The organism is Streptomyces sp. NPDC051677, assembly GCF_044453465.1.
Taxonomy (GTDB): Bacteria; Actinomycetota; Actinomycetes; order Streptomycetales; family Streptomycetaceae; genus Streptomyces.
In genome coordinates, this window is the sequence record NZ_JBITCT010000107.1 from 1 (window position 1) to 13,387 (window position 13,387).

The window sequence follows — 13,387 nt, forward strand, 5'->3', positions numbered from 1 at the left end:
ACCGACCCCAACCTGGTCGCCGCCGGCGCCCTGCTCACCGCGATCCCCACCCTGATCGTCTACTTCGTCCTCCAGCGCCAGTTCGTCAGCGGCCTGACCCTGGGCGCCAACAAGGGCTGAAGCACGCCTCCCGCTCCTTCCTCACACCTCCCGGAGTACCACCAGTGACCACCGAACGCCGTCTCCGCCTGCCCGGCATCGCCTACGGCGGCGACTACAACCCCGAACAGTGGCCCGAGGAGGTGTGGACCGAGGACATGGCTCTGATGCGTGAGGCCGGGGTGACCATGGTGAGCGTCGGGATCTTCTCCTGGGCCCTGCTGGAGCCGTCCGAGGGTGTCTACGACTTCTCCCGCATGGACAAGATCCTCGATCTTCTCCATGAGAACGGCATTGCCGCCGACCTCGCCACCCCGACGGCCTGCCCGCCCGCCTGGTTCTTCCGGGCCCACCCGGAGGCGCTGCCGGTCGACCGCGACGGCCGCACGCTGTCGTACGGCAGCCGCCAGACCTTCTGCCCGTCCAGCCCCGCCTACCGCGCCGCGGCACTGCGCATCGCGGGCGCGCTGGCCGAGCGGTACGCCGACCACCCCGCGGTCGTCATGTGGCACGTCCACAACGAGTACGGCTGCCACAACGCGGAATGCTTCTGCGACACCAGCGCGGCCGCCTTCCGGCGCTGGCTGCAGGCGAAGTACGGCAACGACCTGGCCGCGCTCAACCACGCCTGGGGCACGACATTCTGGAGCCAGTGGTACTACGACTGGGACGAGATCCTCCCGCCCCGCGCCACCGGCGCGGACCCCAACCCCACCCACCGGCTGGACTGGCGCCGCTTCTGCTCGGACGAACTGCTGTCGCTGTGCACGGCGGAGCGAGACGTGCTGCGGGCGGCCGCCCCGTCGACGCCCGCCACCACCAACTTCATGGTGATGCACAACTTCGACGCGCTGGACTACTGGCGCTGGGCTCCCGAGCTGGACATCGTCTCCAACGACCACTACCTGCTCGCCACCGACCCGGAGTCGGAGATCGACATCGCGCTCTGCGGCGACCTGGTCCGCTCCCTGGCCGGCGGACCCTGGCTGCTGATGGAACACTCCACCGGAGCCATCAACTGGCAGCCCGTCAACCGGGCCAAGAGGCCCGGCGAGATGCGCCGCAATGCGCTCGCCCACGTCGCGCACGGCGCCGACGGCATCGCCTACTTCCAGTGGCGGGCCGCGAAGGCGGGCGCCGAGCAGTGGCACTCGGCGATGCTCCCGCACGCGGGCACCGACAGCCGGATCTGGCAGGACGTCGTACAGCTCGGAGCCGACCTGCGGGCCCTCGCCGAAGTCCGAGGCAGCACCAGCCCCGCCAGGGTCGCCATCGTCTGGGAGTGGAACGCGCGATGGGCCATGGAACTGCCCTGCCAGCCCAGCAGCGAACTCCGCTTCCAGGACCTGGTGAGGGACTGGTACACCCCGCTGTGGAAGGCCGGCGTGGCGGTCGACTTCGTACGTCCCGACAGCCCGGACCTCGATCGCTACCAGCTCGTGCTCGCCCCCAGCCTGTACCTGGTCGACGACGCGGGCGCGGCCGGCCTGGCGGGGTTCGTCGAGCGCGGCGGCACTCTGGCAGTGGGCTTCCACAGCGGTGAGGTGGACGAGAACTGCCATGTCCGCCTGGGCGGTTACCCGGGTGCCTTCCGGGAGCTCCTCGGGGTGCACGGCGACGAGTTGTTCCCCTTGCTGCCCGGCCTGCGGGTCGGTCTGGCCGGCCAGGTCCCGCAGGACGCGACCGCCGATCTGTGGACCGAACGCCTCCGGCTGGCCGGGGCGGAGGCCGTCGCCACGTACGCGGACGGGCCTCCCCCAGCCTTCGGCCGGGGGGACCCCCATCTCGCTGCGCTCGCCGGCGTACCGGCGATCACCCGCCACGCGTACGGCAGCGGCACCGCCTGGTACCTCGCCACCCATCCGGACCCCACCACCCTGGCCGCCGTCCTGGAGCGCATCTGCCTCGAGGCGGGCGTGCGCCCGGAGCGTGAGGCGCCGGCCGGCGTCGAGGTGGTGAGGCGACGGGGCGCTGATGCGGACTACCTCTTCCTGATCGACCACGCCGGCCACGGCGCCGAGATCCCCGCCGAAGGGGTCGAACTCCTCACCGGCAAACCGGTCACCGGCTCGGTCACCGTCCCCGAGGGAGGCGTCGCAGTCGTCCGTGAGGTGAGGGCGGAGCTGCGGGGCGGGCGGGTGACTGCGTAGACATCACCGCGCGGGCCGCGCATGACCGAGAACTGCACGTCGTGCCAAGGGAACGTCCTGCTTCAACTCAACGGAAGTGAGTTCTGACATGACAGGTTTGCCCAGTCGCCGACAGCTGCTCGGCGGGGCGGCTGCGGGAGGGCTGGCCTCACTGGCCGGGATTCCGCTTGCCGGTGCAGCCTCCGCCGCCGTGACGTACACGGCGCCCGATCCCCGTGTGTGGATCCATCTCAACACCGGGTGGCGATTCATCAGAGCGGACGTCACAGGGGCGCAAGCACCCGGGTTCAATGACTCCGGATGGACGTCGGTCAACACGCCCCACACCTGGAACGCGGTCGACGGCGCCGACGGCGGCAACAACCCATACAGGCGACTCCCCGTCAGGTTGCTCAGGAACTCCCTCCCTAGCCGAAGTCCTATTGGGCCTCCTTGTGGCCCAGCTGGATATCGACACCCTCCTGGCTGCCGTTCAGCGTGACCTGTGTGGCCACCGGCGGACAGCCGCTGGCGATCACGGTGTACTGCTCGCTGGAGAGGTCCGTGAAGGCGTAGCTCCCGTCGATGCTCGTGCGGCGCGTCCCGATGACGTTGCCGGCGGCGTCGATCAGCGTGACCCGGGCGTCTTCCAGCGCACCTCCGTCCTGGGCCTGCACCGCAGAGACACTCGGCACTCCGTCCGGCTTGGCCGACAAGTTCGTTGGGCCGGCGTGTCCCACTGCGACCGGTGAACCAGTAGATCGCTCTTCACCGCCACCTCGTCGTCGGAGACCTCGCCCGGCCACACCCACAGCTCGAACTCGGTCGGCCCCGTCCGAGCGGCCGCCGCGGTGTCACGATCCCGGGCTGCCACGCCTGCTCTGAACAAGATCCGGACCATACGCGGGCCGACAGTCCTGGCAGCGCATCAGCCGTGAACACCCAGCCCGCGCCGGAGGTCAGTCTGCTCGCTCCGGGGCCGTGGTGATCGTCGTTTCCGTTGTCACGTGCGCCTCGTCGGCCCCAGAGGGCGGATCGACGACGTCATCGTTATCGGGCATGTCCTTGCCACTCTCCCTTTGCCGCCCCTTCTTCAAGGCCAGTTCCCTGGCCGTTCGCTCGGAGTACAGCCTCATCTCGGCCTCTGTCCTGTGCTCGAACACTGTTGCCTCCGTGTCAGCTCGTGGGGTTCTGGAATGATGACCGGGCACCCGAAGGTTCTGTGACGGTGTCACAACATGGGCAGCCACGACGTCCAGCCCCCGCTGTGGCGTCACAGCGGAACCCAGGTTCCGGCCGACGACCGTTCGGAACTCCGGGAGTCACTTCAGTCGCGCATCAGGCCGACGTCGCCTCGTCTTCGAACTGGATCGCACGGATCTCCCGGCGGGAGGAGATGCTGAGCTTCGAGAACACCTTGCGGAGGTGCCACTCGACCGTGTGGCGGCTGATGAAAAGTTGGGCGCCGATCTCGGGGTTGGTGAGCCCTTTCCCGGCGAGCCGGGCGATCTGCGCCTCCTGCGGGGTGAGAGCCGTGGGCGTCGCGACCGTGTGGCTGCGGACCTTCGCCCCCGTGGCCTGCAACTCGCCTCGCGCGCGTTCGGCGAAGGCCTCCGCCCCGAAGCGGCTGAACATCTCGTGTGCGACGTCCAGTTGGGCACGGGCGTCGACACGGCGGTTCTCGCGGCGCAACCACTCCCCGTACAGGAGATGCGCACGGGCGAGTTCCATGCGGACCCGGGTCCGTTCGAGCCGCTCGATCGCCTCACGGTAGAGCCGCTCCGCGGTGTCGCCCTCGCTGAGCAGCGCCCGCGAGCGCGCTTCCACACCCAGCGCCCAGTCCGTGCCGCTGGCTCGCGTCGTCTCCGAGATCCGCTCCAGCGCGTCGGTGGCCGACTCGGGTGAGCCGCACCGTACGGCCGCCTCGATCAGCTCGGCCAGGCCCCACCGCGACGAGGCGAACTCCCGGGGCTCGGCCGCTGCTTCCCGGGCCGCCGCCAGCGCCTGCGCGTACTGGCCGAGCCCGTTGCAGAGCACCGCCTCGTACCAACGTGTGACGGTGACAGCCGCCCCCTGGCCACGCGGAACCGCCTCGCCCAGGGTCGCGTCGATCAACGCACGGGCCTCGCCCTCGCGGCCACGCCAGACGGCCAGGCCCAGGGGACCGACGCGTCCAGGGCTGGTGTTGCCGGTGACCGCGCACACCGCCGCCGTCTCCTCGATCAGCGACTCGGCCGCCGCCAGTTCCCCAGCGATGAGGTGCACGCAGGCGCGGGAGTCGAGGGCGTCGGGGAGAGCACTGAGCGCTCCGGCCTCACGAGTGATCGTCACATGGCGCGCCGAAGCCGCGTGCCACTGCTCGTCGTCCCACAGATCCGCGGCGATGACGGACGCGAGCCAGAGTCGGCGCAGCTGCTCATGGACGGGGAGCCGCTCGTCGCAGAGCGCTTCCAGTGCTCGTTCCATCATCGGCGCCGCGTCCGGGAAACCGTCGGTGAGTCGCACCGCGAGGGCGTCCAGCACCATGTCGGACACCTGCGGATCCCGTGCCGGCGGTGCCTGACGGGCGGCCTCCCCTACCTCCAGCAGTCCTGGGCCGCGCGCCAGGCGGCCTGCGAATATCGCCGCCTCGATCGCGTCCAGGTAGGTCCCACGAGCCAGTACGACATCGTCGAGCCGACCGAATCGACGAGCGGCGGCGAGCAGCAGCCGCGGGGCCTCGCCGCCGCGGTTCTGGGCGAACGCGATCCCGGCCCGCAGCACCTCGATCCGCGCGCGGCCCAGTTCGTCCAGCGGGCCGGCCGCCGCCGTGGCGAGCAGGGTGGCCGCCGGCTCGAACGCCCCGGCGTGGAGTTTCGCCTGCGCTGCGTCCACCGCGCGCTGTGCGCGTCGCGCGGGATCCTCTGTCAGAGCGGTCGCACGCTGGAGGAACGCGGCCGCCGCGGCGATGCCGCCGCGCGCCTGGGCTCGGCCCGCGGAGCGCTCCAGTTCGGCGGCCACCGTCTCGTCGGGCCCTGCGGCGGCGTCGGCCAGGTGCCAGGCTCGGCGGTCGGGGTCGAGCCGGGCGTCGGTGACGTCGGCCAGCGCCTTGTGCACCTCTCGACGTTCACTCGGGCCCGCCGCGCGATAGGCCGCCGAGCGCACCAGCGGGTGCCGGAACCGCACCCTGGTGCCGAGTGTGATCAGGTCCGCCGCGCCTTCGTACGACACGGCGGTGTCGGCGTCGATTCCGAGGCGCCCGGCCGCGCGCCTGAGCAGTGTCACGTCGCCCAGTGGTTCGGCGGCGGCGATGAACAGCAGAGCTCGGGTCTCGGCAGGAAGCACCTGAACGCGGCGGAGGAACCCCTGTTCGAGGTGGCTCGACAACGGCCATGCGTCCGGACGCTCGAACCCTCCGGCCATCTCCGCCGCGGACAACCCGCGCGGCAGTTCGAGGAGGGCCAGCGGGTTGCCGCGTGACTCGGCGACTATGCGGTCGCGCACCCGTTCATCGAGCGGACCTGTGACGACCGAGTCGAGCAGGGTCCGGGAGTCGCGCTCGGTCAGTCCCGTGACGGACAGCTCGGGAAGGTTGCCGAGAGCGTGCTCGGCACCGGACTCACGAACGGCGAAGACGAGCACAACCGATTCTGCAAGCAGTCGACGGGCCACGAACTCCAAGGTCAGCGCGGACGCCTCGTCCAGCCACTGCCCGTCGTCGACGAGGCAGACCAGCGGCTGGTCACCGCCGGCGTCCGCGATGAGACTCAGCGTGGCCAGACCCACGAGGAACCGGTCGGGGGCAGCGCCGGCGCGCAGACCGAAGGCCGTGCCGAGCGCGTCGCGCTGCGGCTCGGGCAGCTGGTCGAGGCCGCCGAGCAGCGGAGCGCAGAGCTGGTGCAGACCGGCGTAGGAGAGTTCCATCTCGGACTGGACGCCGGCCGCCCTGATGGTGCGGCATCCGGTGGCACGAGCGAGGAGATGTCTCAGCAGCTCGGTCTTGCCGATCCCGGGCTCACCGCGCAGGACCAGGACACCGCTGCGTCCGGCTCTGGCACCTGCCACGAGATCGTCGAGGATCTTGCATTCGCTCGCCCTGCCGAGAAGCCCGGCCCGTGAACCGCGCCTCGCCATGGCAGCTCCCTTGTCAGGAATCCTCGCAGGATATGGTAATCCGTTTCCTGATCACGGCGCTCCTGGTCGATCGGGACGGGGCGGCTCGCCCCCAGGTCCGCGCAGCGGCCCGCTCCCGCGCCGGTGCGGCCAGCCCCGGAAAACGGGCCCTGAGCAGTTCGGCCGCCGCGTCGCGGTCCAGCGGCGGCAGCTCGTACTCGGTCAGTCCGGCTCGCTCGAAGCAGGTCTCGGCTCCCGATCTGCAGGCGCCGAGGAATCCGATACGGCTGCCCGCCGACCGACGGGCGACGAGGCCCAGCACCACCGAACTGGCCCGGTCGAAACTGGCGAGGTCGTCCACGACGAGGAACACGGGGCGTTCGACTGCCGCTCGGCGCAGCAGGAACATCACCGCGTCGGCGACGTGCCGTCCGTCGCGCACCGGATCGCCCCCCGTAACCGAGTGCACTGCGCAGCGCCCTCCGATGAGGATCCGCCAAGCGCTCGATCCGGTCGTTCAGCGGCAACAGCAACTGGTGCAGACCGGCGTAGGCCAGTTCGGCCTCGAACCGGACGCCGACGGCGGACAGCACCCGGGCGCCCGCCTCGGACATGACCCTGGCGACCTCGGCGAGCAGCACGCTCTTGCCCACGCCCGGCTCCCCGGAGAGCAGCAGGGCACGGCTCGTCGCCGAGCCCTGCCCGAGCAGAGCCGTGATCTCCTGGAGGTGCCGCGCACGCCCCACTGCCTCAGGAGGCTGACCGGCGTCCGCGGCAGGAGTCCGGGGCGGCCGTTCGACGCGCGAACCGAGTGACATGGGTACTCCGTACGTTTGCGCCGTCCTTCCCACCGCACAGCGGGAAGGCTTGGGCGCACCGTGCACCGGGCCGCGAGCACAAACATCAGTCACGTGACTGCGCGGCGACTTGCGGGTCATTTGACTGATGGTGCGGACCCACGCAGGCCTCGCAGCATCGTGATGTCCCTGAATCACACGAGCGGGCACATGAAGCAGCACACCGTGTGCCCTCCGATCTTCCCCTGATCCCACCGGTTTACCGAGCGGTGATGTGATGAGAGAACCCGAGAGCTGCACTCCGGTGGTGTGCCGGATGATTGTCCGCCTGGTCGTCGCCGAAGGAGTGGACCGGCCCGTGATGCTCGATCTGTCCTACGACAGAGCCGATCCCTACGCGGTGTCCCTGACGTTCCACATGTGCACCGACACGACCGTGCGTTGGGTGGTCGGCTGTGATCTCCTCCTGGACGGGCTGGAGAAGCTCGCCGGCCTCGGCGACGTCCAGGTCTGGCCCTGTCGGGACCCGGGGGCGGACAGGGTGCACATCGCGCTGTGCCCGTGGCCGAAGCAGAAGGCGGTCGTCGTGACCGTCTCGGCACGAACCCTTGGGGCCTTCCTTCGACGAACCCTCGCGATGGTGCCTGCCGGCAGCGAGGAGTGCCACCTGGACCTGGACGGAGCCGACCACCAACTCCTGAGCGGCCCCGGTGAGTCGCGTCGCTAGGGGGCGCCGGACACGGAGGGACCGACGCCGGTCGAGATCGCGCCGCAGACGTCCAGTCGCGGATCGCCGACTGGAATGCATGTCACATCGGCCCGGCCTGCTCGGTCTACATGGTGACGGACAACAAGCAGAGGCAGTCATGCGAGAGATTCTGATCGTCGGCGGCGGCTACGCGGGCTTCTACACCGCCTGGGGCCTGCAGAAGAAGCTGCGTCCGGGCGAGGCTCGGGTCACGGTCGTCGACCCGCGCCCGTACATGACCTATCAGCCCTTCCTGCCCGAGGTGGCGGCCGGTTCGGTGGAGGCACGTCACGCCGTCGTGTCACTGCGACGGCACCTGCGCCGCACCCGGCTGATCTCGGGCACCGTGACCGGGATCAGCAACGCGGACCGTACGGTGACCGTCCGCCCGGTGCGCGGAGACGCCTACGAGCTGCCCTACGACATCCTCGTCGTCACCGCCGGCGCGGTGACCCGCACGTTCCCCATTCCCGGGCTCGCGCAGCAGGCCATCGGCCTCAAGCACGTGGAAGAGGCGGTGGCGATCCGCGACCGGCTGATGACCGCGTTCGACCAGGCCGCGTCGCTGCCGGCCGGCCCCGAGCGGCGAAAGCTGCTCACCGTCACGTTCGTGGGCGGCGGGTTCTCCGGCGTCGAGGGCTTCGGCGAACTGCTGTCGCTGGCGACCGCGATGCTCAGGTCGTATCCGGAACTGGGCATCGAGGACCTGTCCTTCCACCTGGTCGAGGCCCGGGGCCGCATCCTGCCCGAGGTGAGCGACAAGCCGGGCGCCTGGGTGGCGCGCCACCTGGAAAGCCGCGGCGCACATGTCCATCTGAACACGCAACTGCTGTCGGCCGAGGACGGCCACGTCGTCCTCTCCGACGGAGCGGAGTACGACTCCGAGCTGATCGTCTGGGCCGCCGGCAACGCCGCGAACCCGGTCGTGCACAACCACACGGACCTGCCGCTCGACGAGCGCGGTCTGCTCCTGGCCCGCGCCGATCTACGCGTGGGCACCGACGCCGAACCCGTGCCGGACGTGTGGGCCGCCGGCGACGACGCGTCCATCCCCGACCTGGCCTCGCCGGTGCCGGGCACGCGCACGGTGCCGAACGCCCAGCACGCCGTGCGACAGGGCAGACGTCTCGCCAGGAACCTCGTGGCCGACCTCCGCGGGCGGCGAGTGCGGAACTACCGCCACGACAGCCTGGGCGTGGTGGCGACGCTGGGACTGGGACGGGGCGTCTTCCAGTACAAGGGCATCGTCGTCAAGGGGTTCCCGGCGTGGCTGATGCACCGGGGCTATCACGTGCTCGCGGTGCCCAGCTGGGAACGCAAGATCCGCGTTCTGGCAGTCTGGCTCACCGCGGCCCTGACCGGCCGGGATCTCGTGTCTCTCGCCTCCGTCCAGCACCCGCGGGACGCCTTCGTCACGAGTGGGCGGACGCAGCACCCGAGTGCCGGCCGTGCGAAGGAAGGCAGCGCAGCATGACCGTGTGGGGTTCTCGTTTCCATCGGGGGTACGCCGTGGCCGCACGCGAGGAGGCCGCCCGCGGCCTGCCCGACATCGAGGGCCTCCTGTACCGGGAGGCTCACAGGGGAGCGGCACTGCGCCGCGTGGCGGACTTCACCGCGCGCGTGGAGGGACTCACCCCCGAGCACAAGCGGGACATCGAGCAGTGGTACGTCGACGAGCAGAAACACGTCGCCCGGATGGTGACCGATCACATCGCCGAGCGCGTCGAGGCGATGCAAGCCCAGCATCACGTCAGGATCCGGCACTGGCTGCGCGGAACACTCACCGGGATGGCGTTGATCACCCTGGCGATGATCGCGTGCGTCGTGGTGATTCTCGGCTCGTCGCGGTGACGGCCCTTAGGTACGCCCGGTGCGATACAGGCCCCTGCCTGCACGCTGGATGCGGGAGGAGGCGACGAGGCGGTCGAGTGTGCTGCGGACCGCGTTGATGCTTCCGCTGTCGGTGTCACGGCCGAGCGCCGCCGCGACGTCACGGGCTCGTACCTCGACGTCGCCGGCCTCGGCGAAGTACGCCAGGATCTGCTCGGTGAGCTTTCCGTACTGCTGCTCGTCCGTTGGAGGAGCGGCGGCCGGCGTGACCAGCGCGCTCTCCAGGGCGCCGAGGGCCCGCTGCACCGAGCCGAGATGTGCGACGACCGCCGCCAACTCCCTTTCCAGCGCCTGCTTCTGGAACTGCAACCGGGACAGTTCCTCCTGAAGGCTCTCGGCGGTGACCTCGATGCTGTGTGCCGTACGGCTCGCGGAGACCATGAGCTCTCCCCTCCTCAACCCTTGTCCACATCATATGCAGTGCTTCGCGTGTCAGACAGGGCATATCAGTGTCTCGAACAGTGGGATGTCACAAGTGCCCGTCGGTCGCGGTCCATGCAGCGGATGAACCGTAGCAACGGAGGCCAGTGGATCATGCTTGTCGAACCGTCCCCCACCCCATATGACGACCTCGAGGACGCTGTCGCCGTCTTCGTACACCACCGCAGGCGGCTCTTCGGAATCGCGTACCGCATACTCGGCAGCACGGTCGAGGCCGAGGACGTGGTCCAGGAGGTGTGGCTGCGCTGGCAGAAGACCGACCGCTCGGTGGTACTGAGTCCTGCGGCCTTCCTGTCGAGCGCCACGACCCGCCTGGCCATCAACGTCGCGCAGTCGGCGCGCTTGCGTCGGGAGACATACATCGGACCGTGGCTGCCCGAACCCGTGGACACGAACGCGGACCCCGCGGTCGGCGCCGAGCGCGCGGAGGCGGTGGAGATGGCGCTGCTGCTGATGCTGGAGAAGCTGACACCTGTCGAGCGCGCCGCCTATGTGCTGCGCGAGGCATTCGACTACGCCTACGCCGAGATCGCCGACATACTCGAAGTCAGCCTCGTCAATGTGCGCAAGATCGTCAGCCGTGCGCGTCGGCACCTGCTGGACGAGCGGCAGGAGACCGTGGACGCGGCTGAACACCGACGCCTCCTCAGCGCCTTCGTCTCAGCGGCCAGAACGGGAGACGTGGCGTCACTGGAAGCCCTGCTCGCGCCCGATGTCGTCAGCCTCTCCGACGGCAACGGCATGCGGGGCTGTGCCCGGGTACCCGTGCTGGGCCGTGCCCGGGTGGCCAGGCTCTCGGCCTATCGGCAGTTGTGGCGGGAGGCGGTGCCCGAGCTGGTCGACGCCAACGGCTCTTCGGGCGTGCTGATCCACCGGGACGGCCGTACCCTCGCCTTCGTCACCGCGGCCGCCTCGAAGCACGGCATTCACCAGGTGCTGTGGGTGTTCACACCGAACAAGATCGCCGCCTTCCTCGACTCGCGTTCCCGTTTCGCGGCCGCCCCTGGTCTCACGTAGGGCGCCGGTTCCAGGACCGCAGCTTGTCGGGGTTGAGCATGACCCAGATCTGGGCGACACCGTCGTCCGAGACGTCGAGGCTGATGACAGCGGCGACCCGGCAGCCGTAGCGGGCGACGAGGCCCGTGCGGCCGTTGACGGAATGGGTGGTCAGGGTGGTGTGCGGGCTTCGGCCCAGGAGCGTCAGGAGGCTGTCGGCGACCTGCCGGCAGCCGTGGACCGGTCCGGTCAACGCCCGTACCTTGCCGCCGCCGTCGAAGAACGCCGTCGCGTCCGAGCACAGCAACGACGTGAGCAGTTCACCGTCCTCGGTGACGCACGCCCGGCGCACGGCGTGGACGACGGCGTCATGCAGCTGCGGTGTCGTGGAGCGGGTGCGGCGCAGACGCAGCCGCTGCCGGGCCCGTGCGGCGAGTTCGGCGAGTTCCGGCTCCGTGCGGCCCACGATGTCGGCCACCGTGCCCGGGGCCATCCCGAAGGCACGGAACACGAACGCGGCGCGCTCGGCGGTCGACAGCGACTCCAGCGCGTTCAGGACGACCCGCCCGGCCTCCTCCTCCACCTCCGACGGCCGTGCCCCGTCCCCTTCCTCGGGGCCGGCCTCACCTCGTCCGGGCCGCGCGAGACGGTCCAGGCAGATCCCGCCCACGGTCTTCGCCAGCCAGGACCGGGGGACGGTGACCTGTCGACGTGCCGCGTCGGACAGCCCGTACCAGCGGCGGTATGCCTCGTCGACGACGCTTTCCGCCGCGCCCGGGTCGCCCAGCATCCAGTGGGCGACATCGAGCAGGAACCGGCGCTCCTCCCACAGCTCTCCGATCGGCACCGCGTCGCTCTGGTCCATAGCGCGTTCCTCGCTCTCGCTGCCCCGCACGCGGCAGGGCGTCGGCTCAACCCGTAAGACCGGGAACTCCCGGATCGTGTGACACGGGCCTGGTCGCGGCCGTGTCACACATACGGCCGCTGTCCGGTCTTACAGAACAACGCCGCACTTCTTTTCCTTGAGCGCTGAACGAGGTGACCATGCCATGCAGTGGCGTGAACGGGCTGCTTGCCTGCGCGTAGATCCCGAGCTTTTCTTCCCCATATCCAACAGCGGTCCCACCCTTCGGCAGATCGACGAGGCGAAGGCCGTCTGCGGCCGCTGCCCTGTCGCGGAGCTGTGCCTCGACTGGGCCGTGCGGATGGGACGCGTGGACGGCATCTGGGGCGGCACGACGGAAAGCGAACGCCGAGCGATGCAAGGAATCAGGACCCGGGTGGCAATGCAATGAACAAGGGAGAAAGGGTCGCCGACTGGGTCGGCGCCCGCCTGGGCGTCCGCCGCCTGGTCAGAGAAAAAGCACGACGGGCGTTTCCGGACCACTGGTCCTTCATGCTGGGGGAAATCAGTCTCTACAGCTTCGTCGTTCTCGTCGTCACGGGCGTGTATCTGACCTTCTACTTCCATCCGTCGATGAAGGAGGTGCAGTACAACGGAAGTTACGCACCACTACGCGGCCAGACGGTGTCGGAGGCTTTTGACTCGACCATGCACATATCCTTCGACGTCCGCGGCGGTCTGCTGATCCGGCAGGCCCATCACTGGGCGGCGTTGGTCTTCGTCGCCGCCGTACTCGCCCACATGATGCGGGTGTTCTTCACGGGCGCCTTCCGCAAGCCGCGCGAACTCAACTGGCTGATCGGATTTCTGCTGTTGGTCCTCGCCATGTTCGCCGGGCTCACGGGATACGACCTCCCGGACGACCTGCTTTCCGGTACCGGCCTCGCCGTGGTGAACGGGACGATCCTGTCCGTTCCGATCGTCGGAACGTACCTGTCGATGTTCCTCTTCGGAGGCGAGTTCCCCGGCGACGAGCTGGTGGCGCGCTTCAACACCATCCATGTGCTGGTCATCCCCGGCCTCATGGTGGGACTGCTGGCCGCCCATCTGGCCCTGATGCTCTACCACCGGCACACCCAGTACCCGGGGCGTGGACGTACCAACGGCAATGTCGTGGGCGTGTCGGCCAAGGTGCACGTGGTCAAGTCCGCCGGGTATTTCCTGCTGGTGACCGGCGTCATCCTCGTCATGGCCTCGGCTGAGGTTCCCCCGTCATGCGGGATGTGCTGATCAGCTGGTCAGCAGGGGTTGATGGGTGTTCAGATTCGTTGGTTCGGCCGTCGCCTGTTCG

At 69.6% G+C, this 13,387-nt stretch carries 12 protein-coding genes and 3 pseudogenes; 8 read left to right on the forward strand and 7 right to left on the reverse strand.

What is annotated here, in order from left to right; translation table 11 throughout:
• Together ACIBAF_RS48150 and ACIBAF_RS48155 are read left to right on the forward strand one after the other, a co-directional pair.
• A pseudogene (locus ACIBAF_RS48150) lies at window positions 1–120 on the forward strand (carbohydrate ABC transporter permease); the annotation flags it as partial.
• 44 nt (window positions 121–164) lie between these two features.
• Window positions 165–2,249, forward strand: a complete 2,085-nt coding sequence (locus ACIBAF_RS48155; RefSeq protein WP_399473020.1) for a beta-galactosidase — start codon at window positions 165–167, stop codon at window positions 2,247–2,249.
• A 419-nt stretch (window positions 2,250–2,668) separates the two neighbouring features.
• Here the strand turns inward: ACIBAF_RS48155 and ACIBAF_RS48160 are convergent, their stop codons facing one another.
• The 5 genes and pseudogenes from ACIBAF_RS48160 to ACIBAF_RS48180 all read right to left on the reverse strand — a co-directional run.
• A complete protein-coding gene (locus tag ACIBAF_RS48160) occupies window positions 2,669–2,923 on the reverse strand; it encodes a carboxypeptidase-like regulatory domain-containing protein (protein WP_399473022.1) in 255 nt (84 codons plus the stop codon).
• A gap of 264 nt (window positions 2,924–3,187) precedes the next feature.
• Window positions 3,188–3,391 (reverse strand): hypothetical protein, encoded by a 204-nt coding sequence (locus ACIBAF_RS48165; protein WP_399473024.1) that lies wholly within the window; start codon window positions 3,389–3,391, stop codon window positions 3,188–3,190.
• A 175-nt stretch (window positions 3,392–3,566) separates the two neighbouring features.
• Window positions 3,567–6,341, reverse strand: coding sequence for an AAA family ATPase (locus tag ACIBAF_RS48170; RefSeq protein ID WP_399473026.1), 2,775 nt, complete (start codon window positions 6,339–6,341; stop codon window positions 3,567–3,569).
• Between the two features lie 13 nt (window positions 6,342–6,354).
• The gene (locus ACIBAF_RS48175; protein WP_399473042.1) at window positions 6,355–6,762 is read right to left on the reverse strand and encodes a hypothetical protein; all 408 of its coding nucleotides are present in this window, start codon (window positions 6,760–6,762) and stop codon (window positions 6,355–6,357) included.
• 34 nt (window positions 6,763–6,796) lie between these two features.
• Window positions 6,797–7,258: pseudogene (locus ACIBAF_RS48180) on the reverse strand (ATP-binding protein); the annotation flags it as partial.
• A gap of 136 nt (window positions 7,259–7,394) precedes the next feature.
• Here ACIBAF_RS48180 and ACIBAF_RS48185 point away from each other — a divergent pair.
• From ACIBAF_RS48185 to ACIBAF_RS48195, 3 genes are all read left to right on the forward strand, one after another.
• Entirely contained in the window at window positions 7,395–7,844 is a 450-nt protein-coding gene (locus tag ACIBAF_RS48185; RefSeq protein WP_399473028.1) for an SsgA family sporulation/cell division regulator, read from the forward strand.
• Window positions 7,845–7,983: 139 nt separating this feature from the next.
• Window positions 7,984–9,339, forward strand: coding sequence for an NAD(P)/FAD-dependent oxidoreductase (locus ACIBAF_RS48190; protein ID WP_399473030.1), 1,356 nt, complete (start codon window positions 7,984–7,986; stop codon window positions 9,337–9,339).
• Window positions 9,336–9,716, forward strand: coding sequence for a hypothetical protein (locus ACIBAF_RS48195; RefSeq protein WP_399473032.1), 381 nt, complete (start codon window positions 9,336–9,338; stop codon window positions 9,714–9,716). The genes ACIBAF_RS48190 and ACIBAF_RS48195 overlap by 4 nt, the downstream gene beginning before the upstream one ends.
• A 6-nt stretch (window positions 9,717–9,722) precedes the next feature.
• Here the strand turns inward: ACIBAF_RS48195 and ACIBAF_RS48200 are convergent, their stop codons facing one another.
• The gene (locus ACIBAF_RS48200; protein ID WP_399473034.1) at window positions 9,723–10,136 is read right to left on the reverse strand and encodes a hypothetical protein; all 414 of its coding nucleotides are present in this window, start codon (window positions 10,134–10,136) and stop codon (window positions 9,723–9,725) included.
• A 153-nt stretch (window positions 10,137–10,289) separates the two neighbouring features.
• On the opposite strand from ACIBAF_RS48200, the gene ACIBAF_RS48205 reads away from it, so the two are divergent.
• Window positions 10,290–11,213, forward strand: a complete 924-nt coding sequence (locus ACIBAF_RS48205) for an RNA polymerase sigma-70 factor (RefSeq protein WP_399473036.1) — start codon at window positions 10,290–10,292, stop codon at window positions 11,211–11,213.
• Here the strand turns inward: ACIBAF_RS48205 and ACIBAF_RS48210 are convergent.
• On the reverse strand, window positions 11,206–12,057 hold the full coding sequence (locus tag ACIBAF_RS48210; protein WP_399473038.1) for an RNA polymerase subunit sigma: 852 nt from the start codon (window positions 12,055–12,057) through the stop codon (window positions 11,206–11,208). The two genes, ACIBAF_RS48205 and ACIBAF_RS48210, sit on opposite strands and share 8 nt — an antisense overlap.
• A gap of 184 nt (window positions 12,058–12,241) precedes the next feature.
• On the opposite strand from ACIBAF_RS48210, the gene ACIBAF_RS48215 reads away from it, so the two are divergent.
• Both ACIBAF_RS48215 and ACIBAF_RS48220 read left to right on the forward strand, forming a co-directional pair.
• The gene (locus tag ACIBAF_RS48215; RefSeq protein ID WP_399473040.1) at window positions 12,242–12,487 is read left to right on the forward strand and encodes a WhiB family transcriptional regulator; all 246 of its coding nucleotides are present in this window, start codon (window positions 12,242–12,244) and stop codon (window positions 12,485–12,487) included.
• Window positions 12,484–13,308 (forward strand): annotated as a pseudogene (locus ACIBAF_RS48220) (cytochrome bc complex cytochrome b subunit); the annotation flags it as partial. The gene ACIBAF_RS48215 and the pseudogene ACIBAF_RS48220, both read left to right, overlap by 4 nt.
• Window positions 13,309–13,387: the final 79 nt, after the last annotated feature.

What these genes read in the sequence shown, in the direction of transcription:
- ACIBAF_RS48170 (WP_399473026.1), bottom strand. Translation starts at nt 6,341, where the DNA reads ATGGCGAGGCGCGGTTCACGGGCCGGGCTTCTCGGCAGGGCGAGCGAA.
- ACIBAF_RS48185 (WP_399473028.1), top strand. Translation starts at nt 7,395, where the DNA reads ATGAGAGAACCCGAGAGCTGCACTCCGGTGGTGTGCCGGATGATTGTC.
- ACIBAF_RS48190 (WP_399473030.1), top strand. Translation starts at nt 7,984, where the DNA reads ATGCGAGAGATTCTGATCGTCGGCGGCGGCTACGCGGGCTTCTACACC.
- ACIBAF_RS48195 (WP_399473032.1), top strand. Translation starts at nt 9,336, where the DNA reads ATGACCGTGTGGGGTTCTCGTTTCCATCGGGGGTACGCCGTGGCCGCA.
- ACIBAF_RS48200 (WP_399473034.1), bottom strand. Translation starts at nt 10,136, where the DNA reads ATGGTCTCCGCGAGCCGTACGGCACACAGCATCGAGGTCACCGCCGAG.
- ACIBAF_RS48205 (WP_399473036.1), top strand. Translation starts at nt 10,290, where the DNA reads ATGCTTGTCGAACCGTCCCCCACCCCATATGACGACCTCGAGGACGCT.
- ACIBAF_RS48210 (WP_399473038.1), bottom strand. Translation starts at nt 12,057, where the DNA reads ATGGACCAGAGCGACGCGGTGCCGATCGGAGAGCTGTGGGAGGAGCGC.
- ACIBAF_RS48215 (WP_399473040.1), top strand. Translation starts at nt 12,242, where the DNA reads ATGCAGTGGCGTGAACGGGCTGCTTGCCTGCGCGTAGATCCCGAGCTT.